Source organism: Alkalispirochaeta americana, from assembly GCF_900156105.1.
GTDB lineage: Bacteria > Spirochaetota > Spirochaetia > DSM-27196 > Alkalispirochaetaceae > Alkalispirochaeta > Alkalispirochaeta americana.
Map to the genome: position 1 here is coordinate 103454 of NZ_FTMS01000002.1, position 19036 is coordinate 122489.

Sequence of the window (19036 nt, forward strand, 5' to 3'; positions counted from 1 at the left end):
TTGCTAAATCGACTTTATCAATTGTACAATGTTCGCACATCAGGAACAGCACGTTTAATGTAAAGGGAGATACATGGAAACTCAGTTACAGGACATCATTGCAAAGATCCACGATGAGGGTGTGAAGGGCGCAGAAGAACGAGCGCACTCGATCATTGAGCACGCTGAAAAACAGGCTCAGGCTCATCTCAAGAAGGCCAAAGCCGAGGCTGCACAGATCATCAAGGACGCTGAACAAGAGACGGCCCGGATGCAGAGTGCTGGGGAAGCGGCCTTGCAGCAGGCTGGTCGGGACCTTCTTTTGTCGGTTCAGAAAGAGCTCACCGCACTCTTCGAGAAGGTGGCAAAAGACACGGTGGCCGAAGCGCTCTCTCCGGAAGCCGTAGCCACCATGATCGCCTCCCTGGTGGAAAAATGGCATGCGGCAGATAAAAATGATCTGACCGTGCTTGTTCCTGAGGCAGATCGGGACCGTCTGGAGAAGGATCTTCGCTCCCGCTTGGGCAAAACCCTGGCTGAAGGCGTGGAAATTCTGCCCAGCCGTGCCGTCTCTGCCGGATTCCGAATCGGTGTGAAAGAGGGTGCTGCGTTTTACGATGTGACCGACGGAACACTTACGGACCTTCTGGCGGCCTATCTGAACCCGCGTCTGACCGAGCTCATGCGCAACGCTGGCGAGTAAGGGAGAAAGAGCGGTGAATCGTTATTACTACACCGTCGCATCACTCCCAGCGGTGCGGTTTGAGGAGGCGCCGTTTCTCTCGGAAGAGAACTTTTTGGAGATGTGTCGGGTTGAGGCAACACCGGAGGATCTGGAATACATAGCCTCCGCAAGATTGTTGCCTGAGACCCTGGACACGCCTGCTGAAGGAGTGCTCGAGCGGTGGAACAGGGCCGTGAGGGAGTTTCGCTGCCACGCAGCGCAGCTTCGTGCCCAGAATCTTGGGTGGGAGGCAGATCGCCTGCCTCGTCCCGAAGGAATTGATGCATCCATGGCGGAGCGAACCCGTTCAATCGTGAACGAAGATACTCCGCTGAAAATGGAAAATGCCCTTATGCGATGGCTCTGGCAAGTGGCCGAAGATCTTGAATGCGGGCATCATTTTGATAGGGAACAACTGGTTGTATACCATTTGAAACTGCAGCTTGCTGCCCGGCGCGCCCGCCTGGCTGACAGCTCTCGGGGCGGTGAGGAATACGACCGCCAGTACGAGACTGTTGCACACTCACTCATGGAGATAGCCACATGACAACAGGAAAAGTAGTCGCCATTAATGGAAATATGGTGAGCGTTGTCGTCGAGGGCGATGTATCGCTGAACGAAGTTGGATACATCGTCGTTGATGACAAACGGCTCAAGGCAGAGGTGATCCGGATTCGGGGGAACCAGGCGGAGCTTCAGGTTTTTGAAGTGACCAAAGGAGTCGCCGTAGGAGATGCTGTCGAGTTTACCCAGGAGCTCCTGGCGGTTGAACTCGGGCCGGGATTGCTCACGACAATCGTCGACGGGCTCCAGAATCCCCTGCCGGAACTCGCAGAGCAGTCGGGCTTCTTTCTGGAGCGGGGACTCTATCTGCAGGCCCTTCCTCGCGATAAAACATGGAGTTTTACTCCCACGGCAAAACCGGGTGACACTGTCCTGCGGGGTGATCAGCTGGGTCACGTCCCCGAGGGTATCTTTGAGCACTGGATCATGGTGCCCCTGGGAATGTTCGATACCTACACGGTGGAAACGATCGCCGAGGCGGGAGATTACACCGTAGACCAGACTGTGGCCACTCTCAAGGACAGCAAGGGCAATCTCCACGAAGTCACCATGGTCTTTCAGTGGCCCGTAAAACGAGCCATCGATGCCTACGCCGAACGGCTTCGTCCTGAAGAGCCCATGGTTACTACCTTGCGGATTGTTGATACCTTCCTGCCTGTCGCCCGGGGTGGTACATACTGTATCCCCGGCCCCTTTGGAGCGGGCAAGACCGTGCTCCAGCAGATAACCAGTCGTCATGCCGAGGTCGACGTGGTTATCATCGCCGCCTGCGGCGAGAGGGCCGGTGAGGTTGTAGAGACCCTTCGGGAGTTCCCTGAGTTGACAGACCCCCGCACGGGGAAATCTCTCATGGAACGGACAGTTATTATCTGTAACACCAGCTCCATGCCCGTTGCTGCCCGGGAAGCCTCGGTGTATACGGCCGTAACCATCGCCGAGTACTACCGGCAGATGGGCCTGAACGTTCTTCTTCTGGCCGATTCCACCAGCCGCTGGGCCCAGGCCATGCGTGAGATGTCGGGTCGTCTCGAGGAGATCCCCGGCGAGGAAGCCTTTCCTGCATACCTTGAGTCGGTTATCGCAGCCTTCTACGAGCGGGCAGGACTGGTGCGCCTCAAGAACGGATCAACCGGGTCTGTCACCATCGGCGGAACGGTAAGTCCTGCCGGTGGTAACTTCGAGGAGCCTGTCACCCAGGCTACCCTGAAAGTAGTAGGCGCTTTTCACGGACTTTCCCGGGGTCGTTCCGATGCACGGAAATACCCCGCCATTGATCCCCTGGACAGCTGGAGCAAATACCGGGGAATTGTCGATCCCGGTATGACCGAGTACGCTCGAAACGTCCTCTTCCGGGGCGATGAGGTAGGGCAGATGATGAAGGTCGTCGGAGAAGAAGGAACCGCCGTGGACGACTATATCCTCTTCCTGAAGGGGGACTTCCTCGATGCAGTTTACCTTCAGCAGAACGCTTTCGACCCCGTCGATTCCTCGGTCAGCACCGAGCGGCAGCGGCATATCTTTGATCTGGTCTTCCATATCATTGGTAGCAAGATCGTTATCGAGAGCAAAGATGAGGCCAGGGACTTTTTCTACAAGTTGAGGCAGAAGTTTATCGACTACAACAGCGCCGAATGGCAATCCGATGCGTTCAAGAACCTGGAACAGGAAATGAGGGATCTCTTCTCCACCGTTTCTTCAGAACTTGAGCCCAAGGCGCAGGAAGTGTACCGGAATCGGGGGAAATATGCGTAAAGTATACAGCAGGATTGAATCAATCGTCGGAAACGTCATCTCCGTGAAAGCCGAGGGCGTGCGCTACGGTGAGTTGGCGATGGTCTCCACCCGCTACGGGGAATCTCTCGCTGAGGTTATCCGGATGCGCGGTGACGAGGTAAGCCTCCAGGTCTACGCGGGAGGTCGGGGGATCTCCACGGGTGACGAGGTCCGTTTTACGGGTCATCCCATGCAGGTTTCTTTCTCGGACAACCTTCTGGGACGTGTTTTTAACGGTTCGGGTCAGCCTCGGGATAACGGTCCTGAGCTGACCGAGGGACTGATCGAGATCGGGGGGCCTTCGGTGAACCCGGCAAAGCGAATTATCCCCAGGAACATGATCCGAACAGGTATCCCCATGATCGATCTCTTCAACACCCTGGTGGAGAGTCAGAAGCTGCCGATCTTCAGTGTCTCCGGTGAGCCCTACAACCCGCTCCTGGCGCGAATCGCCATGCAGGCCGAGGTCGATGTGATTATTCTGGGAGGGATCGGTCTCAAGTACGATGACTACCTCTTTTTCAGGGATACCCTGGAAGAGGGCGGAGCCCTCTCGAGAACGATCTTCTTTGTTCATACCGCCAGCGATCCCATCGTTGAGGCCTTGCTGGTTCCCGATGTGAGCCTGGCCGTAGCCGAGAAGTTTGCCCTGAAGGGAAAACGGGTTCTGGTGCTCCTTACGGATATGACCAACTTCGCCGACGCCATGAAAGAGATCGCCATCACCCAGGAACAGGTTCCCTCCAACCGGGGATACCCGGGGGATCTCTACAGTCAGCTGGCGGCGCGCTACGAGAAGGCTGTAGACTTCGAGGGCGCCGGTTCGATCACCATTCTGGGGGTCACCTCGATGCCGGGCGACGATGTAACTCACCCCGTTCCCGACAACACCGGTTACATCACCGAGGGGCAGTACTATCTGAGAAACGGACGGATCGAGCCCTTTGGATCGCTTTCCAGGCTCAAGCAGCTGGTGAACGACAATACTCGCGATGACCACCGTGCGCTCATGGACGGCATGATCAAGCTCTATGCAAACTACAAGGAAAGCCAGGAGAAGAAGTCCATGGGATTTCACATGTCTTCCTGGGACGATAAGCTCCTGAAGTTCGGCGAGATCTTCGAGCGCACCATGATGGACCTTTCGGTGAACATTCCCCTGGAAGAGGCGCTGGATCGAGGGTGGGACATTCTTGCCCAGTGCTTTGAGCCCCAGGAGACGGGGTTGAAAACAGAGCTGATCAAGAAGTTCTGGCCGGCTGACAGCGCCGGTTCGGCCCGGGAGGCGACAGCCTGATGGTCAAGCTGACCAAAAACGAACTGAAGAAACAAAAGGACGCGCTCAAGCGGTTTCAACGCTATCTGCCGACGCTGCAGTTGAAGAAGCAGCAGCTCCAGATGGTAATCCGCCAGGCTGAGCAGGAATACGACGTCCTGGTCCGGGAGAAAGAACAGATCCGGAAAGATCTGGATCGTTGGGTAGGAGTCTACGCTGACGGTCTGGATCTTACTCCCTACGCGGAGGTAGAACGGATCGAGACCTCCCAGGGGAATATCGCGGGAATCGATATTCCGGTTTTTGAGGATCTGCAGTTTGTTGACCGGCGTTGGGATCTTGTCACGACGCCGCTGTGGGTTGATCAGGGAGTCAAAATGCTTCGTTCCATGCTGGAGGTGGAGGCGAAGCTCCTTCTTCTCAAGGAACAGTTGCGGCTCTTGAGCGAAGAACTTCGAACAACCACACAACGGGTGAACCTCTTTGAAAAGGTAAAGATTCCCGAGACCAAGGATAATATCCGGATGATCCAGATTTACCTTGGGGATCAGCAAACTGCTGCCGTTGTTCGCGGCAAGATTGCAAAGCGCAATCTTCTAAAGGCGGCATCATGATAACACAGATGAAGAAGATCTCCGTTATAACGATTCGCTCTGCCCGCACGGAAACACTCCAGGCCTTGCGTGACCTCGGAGTGGTTCATGTCTTTACAGATCGAACCGACGTCGATTCCGGAGATCAGCTGAGAGAACAGAAAAATCATATCGATCGTGCCATCTCGATCATCCCGTCGCCGGAGGCCAGGCCCAAAGCGGCTGAGGCTCTTCACCAGGGAGATGCGGCGGTGGACCCTGCCCTGGATATTGCCCAGGAACTGATTGAATCTGCAGACCGGCGGGCTCAACTGGAAGACGAGCAGGATCGTCTTCAGCGGGAACTTGAGCGCCTGGAGCCGTGGGGAGAGCTGGATCCCCAGGTCTTTGCAGATTTGCGGGACCGGGGAGTGGAGGTGCGCCTTTTCGAGGCTCCTGCCGATAAAGCCCGGGAAATTCTTTCGGAGCTGCCCAACGTCACGGTGTTGAGTCAGAACAAGCGCCTTGTGCGGGCTGTAGCCGTCGCTCTCGGGTCGGACCGCTTTCCTGAAGGCCTGGCCGGGGTGCCGCTTCCTGATCGCTCCACTGGGGAGATCAGGGAAGCCCTGACCGAGCTGGATCGGGAGATGGCGGAGATCGATGCTGAAGCGGAAGCCCGTCAGAAGGATCTTCCTCTCCTGCTGGCTGCTCAGGAGCAACTGGAGCAGGATCTCGAGTTTGCCCGGGTGGCCCAGACCATGGAACACGATCGGGCCCTGGAGTGGATTACCGGTTTTGTCCCCTTCGATCAGGTCGATGCGGTCACATCTGCGGCCAAGGAGAATGGCTGGGGAGTAGTGGTGCGTGATCCCTCGAAGGACGAGCACGTTCCCACGCAGTTGCGAAATCCCAAGCCTGTCCGGATTATCCAGCCCGTCTTTGACCTGCTGGGGACCGTTCCCGGATATCGCGAGCTGGATATTTCCTTCTTTTTTCTCCTGTTCTTCGTGGTCTTTTTCGCGATGATCATCGGGGATGCCGGGTACGGAGCTATCCTTCTGGGAGGGACGATCTATACTGCGCTGAAGGCGCGTGCTGCCGGACGGCCTCTTGGGAACGGTTCGATCCTTATGATCGTCCTGAGTTCTGCCACGGTGGTCTGGGGGGCGATTACCGGCAACTGGTTCGGCTATGCTCCCTTCAACAACCTGCCGGTGTTCCGTTCTCTTGTTATCCCTGGCATCTCGATCGATAGCGAGACCAGTACAGAGATGATCCAGTATATGTGTTTCATCATCGGAACGGTGCATCTCTCGATAGCTCATATCTGGAAGTTCCTTCGTGGACTCCGGGAGCGCCCGCGTATTGCTGCTCTGGCGCAACTGGGCTGGCTCTCCATGGTGCTGGGGCTCTACTACCTGGTGTTGCAGCTGGTGATCGATCCCGAGAAATACCCCATGCCCGATTTTGCGCTCCCTCTCATAGCGGGAGGACTCGCTGCGGTCATCATCTTCGGGGAGCAGCAGGAGGGCAAGGGTTTTCTGTCAGGAGTAGGGCGGGGAGTCGCTGGAATCATTACTACCATACTTGATAGTATCAGCGCATTCTCGGATATCATTTCCTACATCCGGCTCTTTGCAGTAGGACTGGCAACGCTGGCAATAGCCGAAGCGTTCAACAGCATGGCAGGAGGAGTCGCGGAAGGTCTTGGCGGTGTCGGCGGCATCGTAGCTGCTGTGCTGATATTGTTCCTGGGACACACCCTGAACCTGGCTATGGGGGCTCTCTCTGTGGTCGTTCACGGTGTACGGTTGAATATGCTCGAGTTTTCCGGGCATTTAGGAATGGAATGGACCGGGGTGGAGTACACCCCGTTCAAAACGCGTTAGGATTCATTCAACAAGGAGATGTGACGCATGAATATTGGTGAAATTGGAGTCGGATCGGCTCTTGCCTTTGCAGCGATGGGTTCCGCCCTGGGTGCAGGAACGGCGGGTATGGCAGCTGTTGGAGCGTGGAAAAAGGCCTTCATTCAGAACAAGCCTGCTCCCTTTCTTTTGATCGCCTTCGTTGGTGCACCGCTCACGCAGACGATCTACGGTCTCATCCTCATGAACGCTTTGGCAGCAGCTGCAGCGGCGGGGGCGGATCCGTGGTTGCTCATCGGCGCGGGTATTCCCGGTGGTATCGCCATGGGATTCTCTGCCTGGTACCAGGGAAAGGCTGGTGCTGTTGCTTCCGATGCCCTGGCTGAAACCGGCAAAGGTTTCGGTAACTACCTGCTTGTCCTTGGTTTGGTAGAGACTGTGGCGCTTTTTGTCATGGTTTTTATGCTCGGGCTCGTGGGCTAACGAACGAAGACCACCCCTGGGGGATGGATCGGAGGCTGTGCTGATCCGTCCCCTTCTGTTCTCTCTCTTTTCTGCCGATATACCCTGTATGAGGATCGTTTCTCTCGTGAATGCCGGAATGGGTCAGGCTGTCTCCTGGAGCAGCAGGCGATCCCCTGGGACGTCAATTATCCTGTTTTTTCTGTTCCTGGGGGTCTTTTCCTTCCCTGCAGTTTCTGAAGAGCATGGCAGGCCGCCCTGGGTTCTCTACGAAATCGCCGAGCGCTATTACCGAAGCAGATCCTATGCCCGGGCGCTGGAGCATTACGGGCAGGCCCTGGCCAAACACCCCCTCTTTCCGGAAGCCCACGCAGGAATTGCCCGGGTTCATCAAGCGGCGGGCGACCGGGATCTGGCTATACGCTCTTTCCGGCAGGCTCTGGAGATGAGCCGCCATCTTTCGATCCCGGAAGAACACATACGTCTCCGTTTGGAACTGGTCGAAATATACAGCTATCTCGACGGAGAAGAGGCCCGTCTTCTTCGGGAGGAGCAGCTCCTGGACATCCTTCGGGACGATCCGGTATTCTCCCGCACGATCGACGAGGGTCAGCGTGACGCCATGAGAAATCTTCTGTATCGAAGTGGTCTTGACCGGGTTCTTGTGCTCTACCGGCTCCACCACCCCCAGGTCTCGGAGGCGCACCGACTGCGGGGGGCGGACCTTCTGGAGTCATCGCAGCCGGGGGATATCGATCTGGCTGTGGAGCATCTCCTGTTTGCCGCTGTTATTGTGGCCAGCAGGGCCGTGGATGCAATTATCGATCGACGGTATGATTTTGAGTTCACCACGCTGAAGCAATTTTTCCTGGTGGCGCAGGCCTATCCCGAAGTAGAGGGTTTTCTTGAAACCTCGAAATTCCGCGAGATTCTCTCGCTTCTGGCTGAATCCCTGGATGCATCGAGTGATTCCCGAGGAGCCGAGTCTGCCCGGTCTTTGAGGGCAGCTCTACAGGATCTACAGGCCCTGCAGGCTCTATAGGATCTACAGGATTTGTGCGGACTCAAGATCCGCAAGATTACCCGTCCTAATTGCCATGACCTCCTCCATGGGGTAGGTTTACTGTTAACGATTATGAACAGGATCTTTGTAAAAGGCGCGCGGGAACACAACCTCAAAAATATCGACGTTTCCCTTCCCAGGGATTCTCTCATCGTAGTGTCGGGCATGAGTGGCTCGGGCAAGTCTTCGCTGGCTTTTGACACGATTTTTGCCGAGGGGCAACGGCGCTATGTGGAGTCCCTCTCGGCCTATGCCCGGCAATTTCTGGGACGAATGGACAAGCCCGAGGTAGATTACATTGAGGGGTTGTCGCCGGCCATCTCTATTGAGCAAAAGACAACAAACCGGAACCCTCGGTCAACGGTGGGAACAGTAACGGAGATCTGGGACTATTATCGACTTCTCTTTGCCCGCATCGGCATCCCCCATGATCCTCGAAGCGGGAAACGGGTAGAGAAGCAAACCGTTGACGAGATCATTGATCGTATTCTGGCGTTGCCCCAGGAAACCCGCCTTGTAATTCTTGCTCCGGTTGTGCGAGGGCGTAAAGGCATCCACCAGCGGGTCCTCGACGATGCGCGCCGAAGTGGTTTTATCAGGGTCCGCATTGATGGGGAGATCATCTCCCTCGATGAGGATATTCAGCTGGATAAAAAGCGGGCTCACTCAATTGAAATCGTGGTTGATCGGGTAAAGATACGCCCCGAACAGCGGGAGCGGATTGTGGAATCCCTGGAATCGGCTCTGGATGCGGCCGGGGGAACGGTGATTATTCTCTATGAAGATGAGGAAGGGCAAAATCATGAGAAGTCTTTCTCGCAACACTACGCCTATCCCGACAGCACCGTAACCTTTCCCGAACTGGAACCGCGACTCTTCTCTTTTAACAGCCCCTTCGGAGCCTGTGAAGCCTGTTCCGGTCTGGGGGTAACGAAAGAGTTTGATCCTGATCTCATTATGCCTGACAAAAGTCTCTCCTTCGATGAGCATGGGATAAAACCCTATAATCCGAAGGCCCGCTGGTACCGTACCCGCTTTCAGGCTCTGGCCGAGGTATTGGGGTTCTACCTGAACCAGCCCCTGGAGACGATTCCACCGGAGATCATGGAGCAGATTCTCTACGGCACTACGGAACGCCTGCGCTATACCTACGAGAAACCTGGTGACGAAGGGAGTGTCGAATATCACCGCCAGTTCCCGGGGATTATTCCCGACCTGGAACGCCGCTACCGGGAAACAGCATCCACACAGATGCGCGAGTGGTTCGAGTCCTTTATGACCGAGCGGATCTGTCACGAATGCCATGGTCAGCGGTTGCGGCCGGAGTCCCTGGCGGTACTGGTTAACAGAAAGAGCATTCAGCAGATTGCGGCGCTCTCCGTGACGGAGGCGATCGACTTCTTTGATTCCCTGGAACTCACAGAAAACGAAAGCAAGATCTCTGCCGAGATTCTGAAGGAGATCCGGGCGCGGTTGTCCTTCATGCAAAGTGTGGGGCTGGAGTACCTCACCCTGGATCGAAACGCGGCAACCCTCTCGGGAGGTGAGGCTCAGCGTATTCGCCTGGCGACGCAGATCGGGTCGCAACTTATGGGAGTGCTCTATGTTCTCGATGAACCCACCATCGGCCTTCACCAACGCGATAATGAACGCCTTCTCAAAACTCTCCTGCACCTGCGTGATCTTGGAAATACGCTTTTGGTGGTGGAGCACGACGAACAGACCCTTCTTGCCGCAGATCACGTTGTTGACCTGGGTCCCGGCGCCGGAGTTCACGGCGGTGAAATCGTGGCAGAGGGGACTCCTCGGGAGCTCATGGATAATCCCCGCAGCGTCACAGGACCATACCTCTCGGGAGCAAAGAGTCTGGCCGTCCCGGAAGAACGTCGTCCGGGAACGGGGGGCGTAATCCGCATAGGAGGAGCCCGGGAACACAACCTTCAGGGAATCTCGGCAGAATTTCTTTTAGGAGCGATGAACGTCATCACCGGAGTTTCAGGATCCGGAAAGAGCACGCTTCTCTCGGACATTCTTTGTCCTGCCCTGCAGAACCGTGTGAACCGGCGGGGCGGACAGCATCGGGAAGGGGCCTACGAGAGCCTGGAGGGCTGGGAGGAGATCGACAAGATCATCGATATCGATCAGAGCCCCATTGGCCGGACTCCCCGTTCCAACCCCGCCACCTACGTGGGGCTCTTTACCCCGATCAGAGAACTCTTTGCAGAATTACCCGAGAGCAAGGCGCGGGGCTACAAGGCCGGGCGGTTTTCCTTCAATGTCAAAGGTGGTCGCTGTGAGCATTGCCAGGGGGCGGGAACGATCAAGATCGAGATGCATTTTCTCCCCGATGTCTATGTCACCTGCGATGTATGTCACGGAAAACGCTTTACCCGGGAAACCCTGGACATCCGGTACAAGGGAAAAAATATCCATGATGTGCTGGAAATGACCATTGACGAGGGGCGTGATTTTTTCTCGGCAATTCCCCAGATCAAACGGCGTTTGGATACCCTCTGTGACGTTGGCCTTGATTATATCAAACTTGGCCAAAGCGCGCTCACTCTGTCCGGGGGAGAAGCCCAGCGGGTGAAGCTTTCCCTGGAACTGAGCAAGCGAAGTACCGGAAAAACGCTCTATATTCTGGATGAACCCACCACGGGCCTCCATTTTGCCGATGTGGAAAAGCTTCTGGAAGTGCTGAATCTCCTGATTGATAAAGGAAACACCGTAATTCTGATCGAGCATAATCTGGACGTCATTCTTCAGGCCGATCACCTGATCGACTTGGGCCCGGAAGGAGGAAACCGGGGAGGCCAGGTGGTTGCCACGGGAACCCCCGAAGAAGTCTCCAGAAAGGGCGGTTCTCACACAGGCCGGTTCATCGCCGAGGCCCTGGCTCGTCGGGAACAGGGGAAGCTTGTCTCCTGATGCTTCGCCCGGTCATCTTCTTCATTGTGTTGACCGCTCTGTGTGCGCTCGTTAATCCGGGGGCAATTGTCGATGCAGAGGAAGTGACCGAAACCGGATATCCCCCCGTGGCCGAAGGGTCTCCCGAAACACCGCGTGACGCAGCGGAGGAAGATCTCCCTCCGCTGCTGAAAAGAACGCTTCTTCAGGATCTGGAGACCGCTGAACAGGGGGAGCTTCTCGACTGGGCCTCAACGCTGGGACTCAGCACCCGGGGATCCCGGCGGCAGATTGAAGACCGGATACTCCAGCATTACCAGGTCCGGCGAAGCCCCGCCGAACCGACACAGACCGATTCTGCCGGATCGGTTCTCCGCATTCAGCGGGCCCGGGGAACACGATTCTTTGACATGGAGCAGGTGGACGAGCGAACCCTTCGTTTGTCGGGCGGGGTGTTGCTGACCGTGGAAGAGAAAGGTGTGTTTCATTCCATAGAGGCCGAGGAGATTCTCATCAATACGGATCAATCCCTCTTGAACGCTCGTGGAAATGTTGTCTACACGGTCCAGCGCGAGGACGGGGACGAGCGATTCCGGGGTGATTCGGTGCTTTTCCAGATCGACACCTGGGAAGGTGTCTTTATCCAGGGGGTAACCGAGTCAATCCAGGAGGTCGACCAAAAAGATGTAACTTTTTTTGTACAAGGTGAGAAGATCTCTCGCTCCCCCGGGGATATTCTGGTTGTCGAGGGAGGGACGATTACCTCATCGCGGGCAGACCCACCCAACTGGAGCCTCAAGGCCGACCGGATCTGGATCTTTGCTCCCGGTGAATGGGGGTTGCGCCACGCCGTCCTCCATGTGGGGCGAGTTCCCATGTTCTATTTTCCCTATTTTTTTCTTCCTGGAGACAAGCTTTTTTTTCATCCCGTGGCGGGGTCCCGCACTCGGGAGGGGTCCTTTATTTTTACCACCACCTACTTCTATGGCGAGCGGGAAGAGAGCGATGCCCCCTTTTCGATCATGAGTCTCACCGAAGCTCCTCGGGACTCGCAACGCGAGAGACAGGGGCTTTTCCTCCGAATCCCCGACTCACCACCCGAGGAAGAGACCCGTCCGGACTGGATGCTGAAAGTTATGGCCGATCTCTATACACGTCTCGGAGGATATCTGGGCGTGGCTGCATCGATGCCCAAACTGGGCCCTCTTTCCCGTTTTGACTGGCGGCTGGGTTTGGGTATGTCGCGAAACATCTATTTTGAAAACGGCCGCTACTCAAGCTACTACGTAGAAGAGGGCGAAGCCCGGCAGCACTGGAATCAAGGGTTTTTTCTGGGAGTTCCCGTGCCCTTCCGCTACGAATCCAAGGTTCATCTCCAGGGAGTTGCGGGAACGGTCCGGTTCAATCTTGATATGATGATGCTTTCAGATACAGAGTTCCACCGGGACTTTCATGATCGGAGCGAGAAAATCGACTGGGGAGCTTTTCTGAGCCCCTCCTCTGAAGACAACACATCGGAGAGTGCCACGGTGAATTCCATAAACTGGAACGCAGACCTCACCTGGAACCCCTCGGTGAGTCATCTTCGCCCCTGGGTTCGATCTCTCTCGATTTCTCCTGCCCGGGCTCGTGTCGCCTGGCGAAGCAAGGCCGACAAGGATCTGCCCGAGGCGGTTCTTCGTCCCCAGAGTGATAAGAGTCCCGAGGAGCAGTTTTTTTATCCCCAGTCCGTTACGTTTCCCGATCTGGGTCTGACCGTGGAGGGGGAGCTCTTCCGACTCCGCGAGGGAAGCCTTCGGGAAAGAACCCCTTCGACTGACGCAGAAGAGGAAAGGCAGGAAAAGAGCCCGCAGGACCGCGCTCCTGCCTTGAGGCCCCCCTGGGAAGAGGAGAGGGAAGAACCTGATCCCCGGGATGACGAGGATTTTCGCCTTCCCGACAGAATTGGTTCCATGAGAGGTATCAGGGATGCCTCGGCCGGAGAAATTACCCTTACATACCGGTTGAACCCCACGGTTCGACAGGATCTCTTCACCGATAGCGGGGCCTGGGACACGGCGGAAGACGTGGGGTTGGACTGGCATTACCGCACCGTGCAAATCCGCAACCAGGGGCGGCTTGTCCTGAACGCCCGGTCCCGGGATCGTATCGTCACCCTGAACACAACCCTCTCGGCCGATCAGCGCCACCAGTCGCTGGAAATTATGGGTGACATGAGCGATGCCGAGCGGAACCGCCAGGAACTCAACACCTACCGGGGCCGGAGTTTCACCGCCACCCAAGCAAGCCAGATCGATCTTTTCCCCCTGCGGGGCTACGAAAGCCTGGAGAGCAGCTCCCTGCGCTATTCCCTTTCCTCACGAATGTACGACCATCGTTTTTCCGAGCTCGATTCTTCGGGTGACCCCGTCTACCGCGGTCGATGGGGTCGCTGGGACAGCTCCGATATTACTCGCCACCAGACCAGGGCCCTGCTTCAGTGGAAGGTCTGGTCGGGGACTCAAACCCTGACAGCTACGTCGGACCTGCCTCCCCGGGACAGGACCTATCTGGGCGAGCTGAGACTGGAGAGGGGGTTTTTGACTACCCGTTTGTCCGGGGGCTATCGGGAGCGGAATGATCGGTGGAAGGCTGATAACTTCGTTCAGAATCACACCCTTTATTTTCCGGACCAATCGCTCCGGCTGGAGCAACGCCTTGAGCACGACCCGGACAGGACCGAGCTGGTCCTCTCGCGCAGCACACTTCGGCTGGGACCATTGCAGACTCAACTTACCGGCCGACGGACTGTAGGCTATGATTTTGACCCTCTCCAGGGCTGGGTCTCTGATCAGAGCGATGATTTTCACTGGACCCGCCTGACCGTGGACCTTCGGGGCAAGCAGCAGGTGCAATGGTGGCATCGCAGGGTAGATCTGACTCTGGACGGAAGGGTGACTCTGGATATCGATTTGCAGCGTTATACTTCAAGCAGTCTCCTGATCGACTACGGAGCAACCTTCTCCATACACCGGTTTCTGGATTTTCGCATAGCCGCACGAAGCCGCAACGATCTTCTCTATCAGTATGTTCCCTCCCTGGCTGACGAAGTGGAGCGGCCTCGTCGAAATGTGCTTTCCGATCTTGCCGACAGTCTGAGCCTCTTTGATCGGGAGGCCCGGGAAGAGACTGCCTTCAAGATCGATTCCTTGAGCATTTCTGCTATTCACGATCTTGAGGATTGGGAGCTGGAGTTTGGCTATTCCGGGCGACCCGAGCTGGAAACGGTGGGGGGGCAGTCCCGCTACGAATGGCGAAGCGTGGTGACTATTTTCTTTCGATGGCGTCCCGTGCCGGAGATAAAGAGAAACATACGCATCGAAGATGGAGAGATCGATTTTGTCGACTAGCTTCGTGGGGTCTCGGGGAGACCCGAGGAAAAGCCCCGGGAGAAATAAGGTGGCCCCGGGTTTTGCTTGACCACATCCGAGAGGTGTCCCTATACTTACACAGCAGAGGAGATGGATTGTCAGATACTACCGCGCTGGTCCTCTCGGACGGTGCAATGTTGCAAAAAATATGCGGAGCAAACGACAGGAACATTCGTCATTTGGAACACCTCTTTGCCGCGCCTGTGCGGGTTCGCGGGAACGAGATGATCCTTGATAGTCCCGATGAGACGATGCAAAAGCGCTTCGTCTCGCTCCTGAGCGAGCTCCAGGAACAGAGCCGGTGTGGCCACGAGCCCGATGCCGGTTTAATCGATGCGATCCACCGCAATCTCGACAAAAACGACCAGGCTGGCCTGGAGGGTATGCGCAAGGTCTCCCTGGAGATTCCTCTGGCCAGGTCCAGAGTCTTTCCCAGGACAGCCGGACAAGCGCGGGTTATGGAAAGCCTTCAGAAAAAAAGCCTCTCTTTTCTGATCGGCCCCGCCGGTACCGGCAAAACCTATCTTGCCGTTGCCCACGCCCTTCGGGAGCTGCTTTCGAAGCAAAAACGCAAGCTGGTTCTGACGCGTCCTGTGGTCGAGGCGGGCGAGAGCCTTGGTTTTCTGCCGGGCGACTTGACTCAGAAGATCAGTCCCTACCTGAGGCCTCTCTACGACGCTATCGAGGATCTGATTCCGGCGGACCTGTTGCGGCGTCTGGAAGAGCAGAACATGATCGAGATTGCTCCTCTGGCATATATGCGGGGCCGCAGTCTGAGAGATTGCTACGTGATCCTCGACGAGGCCCAGAACACGACCCGGGAGCAGATGAAAATGTTTCTCACCCGGCTCGGGGAAAATACCTGCGCCGCCATAACCGGTGATGTAACCCAGGTGGATCTGCCGCGCCGGGTCCAGTCGGGGCTCCTTCACGCGGCGGGGATACTCAAAGACCTGGACGATATTTCTGTAATTCATCTTGGACGGGAGGACGTGGTTCGCAGTGTCCTGGTCCAGAATATTATCAAGGCCTACGATGAAGAAAGATCCTGACCCGGACCAGGCCAGTTCGGAAACTGGCGTCGATATACGCACGGAGAATCTGGAGCCGCCACCCTGGATACCAGCTCTGGAGCGCTACGTTCTCCTGGTGCTGAAACGGCTGGAACTGACGGGGCGGGAGGTGTCTTTTCTGCTCACCGATGATTCCTTTATGCAAGATCTCAACAGGCAGTACCGATCGCTGGACGAGCCCACCGATGTGCTCTCCTTCGGTGGGGACGATTTTGATGGCGGCGATCCTTCCGGTGAAGTCGGTTTTCCTCCCTCCGGGGGCGATCAGGAGCTTTCGGGGCCCGCTCCGGCCCTGGGCGATGTGGTAATAGACCTTCCCTATGTGGAGCGCCAGGCCCGAAGATTTTCCGTCCCCCTGGAGGAAGAGCTGCGTCGGGTAACGGTCCACGCACTGCTGCACCTTGCCGGACATACCCACGAAACACGGGATTTTTCCCGGGAACCAATGCTACAACTTCAGGAGAAACTGGTGTGCGAAATTCCGGAGACGCTCTTTTGAAACGCCCGACCTTCGTCTCTAAAGTGCTGCGATCCTTCCTGGCCGAGGACGATGCCCTGAGAACCCCGCTCCATCAGGAGACGAGGGAAATGATCAAGGGTATTCATGGCCTGGCCGACACCACGGTGCGGGAGGTGATGGTTCCCAGGATCGATTCGGTTTTTCTCAGTATCGATCTCCCTACAGAGGAGCTTGTCTCCAGAATCGCCGAAACAGGACACTCCCGATTTCCCGTCTACAAGGACACCATCGATAACGTGGTGGGAATGCTCTACGCCAAGGATTTGCTCCAGTATCTGACAAACGGCGAGACAATACGGATGGACACGCTTCTGCGAAAGCCCTTTTTTGTTCCCGAAAGCAAGCGTCTGGACGGCCTTTTGCGGGAGATGAAGCGCCGGCGCGTTCATATCGCCGTTGCCGTGGATGAGTACGGCGGTGTCTCAGGCCTGGTTTGCATGGAAGACATCATTGAAGAAATTGTGGGAGATATCCAGGACGAGTTCGATAACGAGCGGGAAGACCTCCTGGAGCTGGGAAACCATACGTACCTCTGTGATGCCCGGATCAACCTGGAAGATATGGAGGAGACCCTGGGGATTACTCTGCCAGATGATGACTACGATACCCTGGGGGGGTTCGTCTTTGATCTCTTCGGGAAGATACCGGTCAAGTTTGAGAAAGTCTCCCACGACAATATCGATTTTATCGTTCAGGACATGGATGGTCACAAAATTAAAACGATAAAAGTGATGGTGAAACCCGACGAGGCTCCCCGCAATGACGAGCGTTAAGAGGCAGCCGAAGAGGGTCTGCTTCCCGCTCTTCCTGGTCCTCTTTCTGGTCCCGGCGCTCTGGATCGGCGAGAACATCCTGGCTGAAACCCCGCCGGAGCAGGTCCATCGGGGCCGTGAAGCGCTGCGGCGGGGGGTGATCTACTACGAGCGCGATGAGATCCTGGCTGCGGCAGACCTGTTCCGGAAGGCCCTGGAAGCAAATCCCCGGTACGGAGCTGCCCGGATGGGATTGGGCGAGGCGCTTTTCTGGCTTGAAGACTATCGACAGGCAGAGGATCACCTCCAGGAGGCTCGGCGTCTGCGCTATCCCGGAGTGGCACTCGATCTTCTGGAAGCGAAGGTTCTGGTTCTGACGGACCGCCTTGATCAGGCCCGCGAACGGTATCGGGCCGTCCTGGCCCGGCAGCCCTATCAGGAGGAGGCCCTCATCGGAATGGCCCTGCTGGATCTCGCCGAGGGGAAGGCTTCGCAGGATCTTTCGGAGTTGCGATCCCTGGAACGGCGGTTTCCCGAGAGCAGGCTCCTCCTGACAGCGCTTCTGGAAGCCTCCCTGGCTCGGGAAGACGCCGTAGCAGTCCGTCGGTACCTCTCGCGGGCGTTGCAGTATCACGGCGAGGATCCCTCGGTGCAGCTCCTGGCTGCCCGGTTTTTTCTGGATCAGGGGCGTTATGAGGAGGCTCTCTTTCACGGCAGGAGCGCCGTTGGCCTGGCCCCCGAACTTCAGGAAGGATGGCTGGTGCTTGCCCAAACCGCTCTGGGACAGGGAGATATGGAGGGTGCTCGGGAGCACTACGAGCACCTCCTTTCTCTTGATCCGGAGCAGCCCCGAATTTGGTACGCCCGGGGCGTTTTGGCAGCCCGTCAGGGAGATCTGGAGACGGCCTACCGCAGCTGGGAACGGGCGCAGCGTCTTCGTCCCGATTACGAGCTGAGTCGTATCGCTCTGGAAAACACCCTTCTGGCAGAGGAACCCCTGGATAGTCCCCGACGTCACAGTGCCGCTGAGGTGTATCTCCGGTCGGGACAGGAATTCCAGGAACGCTTTCTCCACCGTCAGGCCGAACGCCATTTCCGGCGGGGCCTCCAGCTCAACCCTTTTCATCGGGAATTGCGCCTCAGTCTGGCTGAGTTGTACCGGAAACAGGGGTTTCGGGGCCGCTTTCTCCAGGAGCTGGAAATTGTTTCCACCCACGGCGATGAGAGTGATCAGAGAGAAGCCCGTCTCCTGGCGGACCGGATTGAGATCTTTGAGCGGCTTCTCCGGGATTCTGTAGCCCGCCGATGGCATGTTGACCAGTTTACCGCACCCCGGCGGCGTGTATCTCTGGCGATCCACCACGGCCAGACCCGCGAAACTGGAGAGCCCGAAGCAAGCCGGCACATCGGCGAGTACGCCGGGGCTCTTTTGGCCATGAACGAAAACATCTCCCTCCGGAATGTCGTCCCTGCGGGCAGGACTCCCGTGGAAACCCTGGTTATAGCCAGAGAGCAGGGGGCCGAGCTGGTGTTGCTTCTGACGACGGATCTCTCTCGGGAAACGGTCTCTCTGGAGGCGGTTCTGCTGGAGCAATCCACGGGAAACGAGCTGTTCTCCGCTGTCTTCACCCGTGATGGGGTAGATCGAATCGACAGGGCCTTGCGGGATCTTGTTGCGGCTCTAGGTGCTGTGGTTCTTCCTGCCGGAGAGGTTCTGCAGCGCCGGGGAGATCTGATTCTTGTATCATTGGGCGCTGCCGACGGGATCGAGCCGGATTCAATTCTGGAACTTCGGGAATCCTCCTCCCGGGGAGCCCTTCTGGGAACCGCCCGGGTCCTTGCTGTGGACGATCTCCTGGCCGAGGCGCGCTACAGCCGCCCCCAGGGAGGGGTGGATGCCCTTGTTCCGGGGGCGCTGGTTCGTCCGGGCAAGGAGGGCGAATCTGAAGAAGCCCCCCCCGGAAGGTTTCTCCCGACGCAGGAGGCTCCCCCCTCCCGGGTCGATAGATTCCTCTCGCCGGAGCTTCTGCAACGTCTCTTCCGGTTGCGCTGATCGGGGTGGCCGGGAGGGTTCCTCCGTTTCTGCCGGGTCT

The 19036-nt window shown here is 57.0% G+C and carries 14 protein-coding genes; all 14 read left to right on the forward strand.

Translation table 11 applies throughout. The annotated features are described in order from the left end of the window. Positions 1-73 precede the first annotated feature (73 nt). The 14 genes from BW950_RS02135 to BW950_RS02200 all read left to right on the forward strand — a co-directional run bounded on the left by BW950_RS02135 (position 74) and on the right by BW950_RS02200 (position 18996). Positions 74-682 (forward strand): hypothetical protein, encoded by a 609-nt coding sequence (locus BW950_RS02135; protein WP_076487644.1) that lies wholly within the window; start codon positions 74-76, stop codon positions 680-682. A 13-nt stretch (positions 683-695) separates the two neighbouring features. Further along, entirely contained in the window at positions 696-1250 is a 555-nt protein-coding gene (locus tag BW950_RS02140) for a hypothetical protein (RefSeq protein WP_076487645.1), read from the forward strand. Then, positions 1247-3019 (forward strand): V-type ATP synthase subunit A, encoded by a 1773-nt coding sequence (locus tag BW950_RS02145; RefSeq protein ID WP_076487646.1) that lies wholly within the window; start codon positions 1247-1249, stop codon positions 3017-3019. The genes BW950_RS02140 and BW950_RS02145 overlap by 4 nt, the downstream gene beginning before the upstream one ends. Further along, positions 3012-4337: a V-type ATP synthase subunit B gene (locus BW950_RS02150; RefSeq protein ID WP_076487647.1), complete on the forward strand. Its 1326-nt coding sequence runs from the start codon at positions 3012-3014 to the stop codon at positions 4335-4337. The genes BW950_RS02145 and BW950_RS02150 overlap by 8 nt, the downstream gene beginning before the upstream one ends. Further along, positions 4337-4930, forward strand: a complete 594-nt coding sequence (locus BW950_RS02155; RefSeq protein WP_076487648.1) for a V-type ATP synthase subunit D — start codon at positions 4337-4339, stop codon at positions 4928-4930. The genes BW950_RS02150 and BW950_RS02155 overlap by 1 nt, the downstream gene beginning before the upstream one ends. Next, positions 4927-6777, forward strand: a complete 1851-nt coding sequence (locus tag BW950_RS02160) for a V-type ATP synthase subunit I (protein ID WP_076487649.1) — start codon at positions 4927-4929, stop codon at positions 6775-6777. Before BW950_RS02155 ends, BW950_RS02160 begins: the two co-directional genes overlap by 4 nt. A 27-nt stretch (positions 6778-6804) precedes the next feature. Beyond that, positions 6805-7239 carry an ATP synthase subunit C-like protein gene (locus BW950_RS02165; RefSeq protein WP_076487650.1) on the forward strand — a complete coding sequence of 145 codons (435 nt, stop codon included), beginning with the start codon at positions 6805-6807 and terminating at the stop codon, positions 7237-7239. Between the two features lie 106 nt (positions 7240-7345). Then, positions 7346-8260 (forward strand): tetratricopeptide repeat protein, encoded by a 915-nt coding sequence (locus BW950_RS02170; protein WP_143559093.1) that lies wholly within the window; start codon positions 7346-7348, stop codon positions 8258-8260. A 93-nt stretch (positions 8261-8353) separates the two neighbouring features. Beyond that, positions 8354-11209, forward strand: a complete 2856-nt coding sequence (uvrA, locus tag BW950_RS02175; protein WP_076487652.1) for an excinuclease ABC subunit UvrA — start codon at positions 8354-8356, stop codon at positions 11207-11209. After that, the gene (locus tag BW950_RS02180) at positions 11209-14577 is read left to right on the forward strand and encodes an LPS-assembly protein LptD (RefSeq protein WP_076487653.1); all 3369 of its coding nucleotides are present in this window, start codon (positions 11209-11211) and stop codon (positions 14575-14577) included. The genes uvrA and BW950_RS02180 overlap by 1 nt, the downstream gene beginning before the upstream one ends. Before the next feature lie 116 nt (positions 14578-14693). Continuing rightward, positions 14694-15650: a PhoH family protein gene (locus tag BW950_RS02185; RefSeq protein ID WP_234969003.1), complete on the forward strand. Its 957-nt coding sequence runs from the start codon at positions 14694-14696 to the stop codon at positions 15648-15650. Beyond that, the gene (ybeY, locus tag BW950_RS02190) at positions 15634-16170 is read left to right on the forward strand and encodes an rRNA maturation RNase YbeY (protein ID WP_076487654.1); all 537 of its coding nucleotides are present in this window, start codon (positions 15634-15636) and stop codon (positions 16168-16170) included. The genes BW950_RS02185 and ybeY overlap by 17 nt, the downstream gene beginning before the upstream one ends. Continuing rightward, a complete protein-coding gene (locus tag BW950_RS02195; RefSeq protein ID WP_499697493.1) occupies positions 16143-16964 on the forward strand; it encodes a hemolysin family protein in 822 nt (273 codons plus the stop codon). Before ybeY ends, BW950_RS02195 begins: the two co-directional genes overlap by 28 nt. Next, positions 16951-18996 carry a tetratricopeptide repeat protein gene (locus tag BW950_RS02200; protein ID WP_076487655.1) on the forward strand — a complete coding sequence of 682 codons (2046 nt, stop codon included), beginning with the start codon at positions 16951-16953 and terminating at the stop codon, positions 18994-18996. The genes BW950_RS02195 and BW950_RS02200 overlap by 14 nt, the downstream gene beginning before the upstream one ends. Positions 18997-19036: the final 40 nt, after the last annotated feature.

Bases quoted from the DNA above. Each gene is read 5' to 3' on its own strand.
- BW950_RS02135 (WP_076487644.1), top strand. From the start codon at position 74: ATGGAAACTCAGTTACAGGACATCATTGCAAAGATCCACGATGAGGGT.
- BW950_RS02145 (WP_076487646.1), top strand. From the start codon at position 1,247: ATGACAACAGGAAAAGTAGTCGCCATTAATGGAAATATGGTGAGCGTT.
- BW950_RS02200 (WP_076487655.1), top strand. From the start codon at position 16,951: ATGACGAGCGTTAAGAGGCAGCCGAAGAGGGTCTGCTTCCCGCTCTTC.
- ybeY (WP_076487654.1), top strand. From the start codon at position 15,634: ATGAAGAAAGATCCTGACCCGGACCAGGCCAGTTCGGAAACTGGCGTC.
- BW950_RS02160 (WP_076487649.1), top strand. From the start codon at position 4,927: ATGATAACACAGATGAAGAAGATCTCCGTTATAACGATTCGCTCTGCC.
- BW950_RS02155 (WP_076487648.1), top strand. From the start codon at position 4,337: ATGGTCAAGCTGACCAAAAACGAACTGAAGAAACAAAAGGACGCGCTC.
- uvrA (WP_076487652.1), top strand. From the start codon at position 8,354: ATGAACAGGATCTTTGTAAAAGGCGCGCGGGAACACAACCTCAAAAAT.
- BW950_RS02150 (WP_076487647.1), top strand. From the start codon at position 3,012: ATGCGTAAAGTATACAGCAGGATTGAATCAATCGTCGGAAACGTCATC.
- BW950_RS02165 (WP_076487650.1), top strand. From the start codon at position 6,805: ATGAATATTGGTGAAATTGGAGTCGGATCGGCTCTTGCCTTTGCAGCG.
- BW950_RS02180 (WP_076487653.1), top strand. From the start codon at position 11,209: ATGCTTCGCCCGGTCATCTTCTTCATTGTGTTGACCGCTCTGTGTGCG.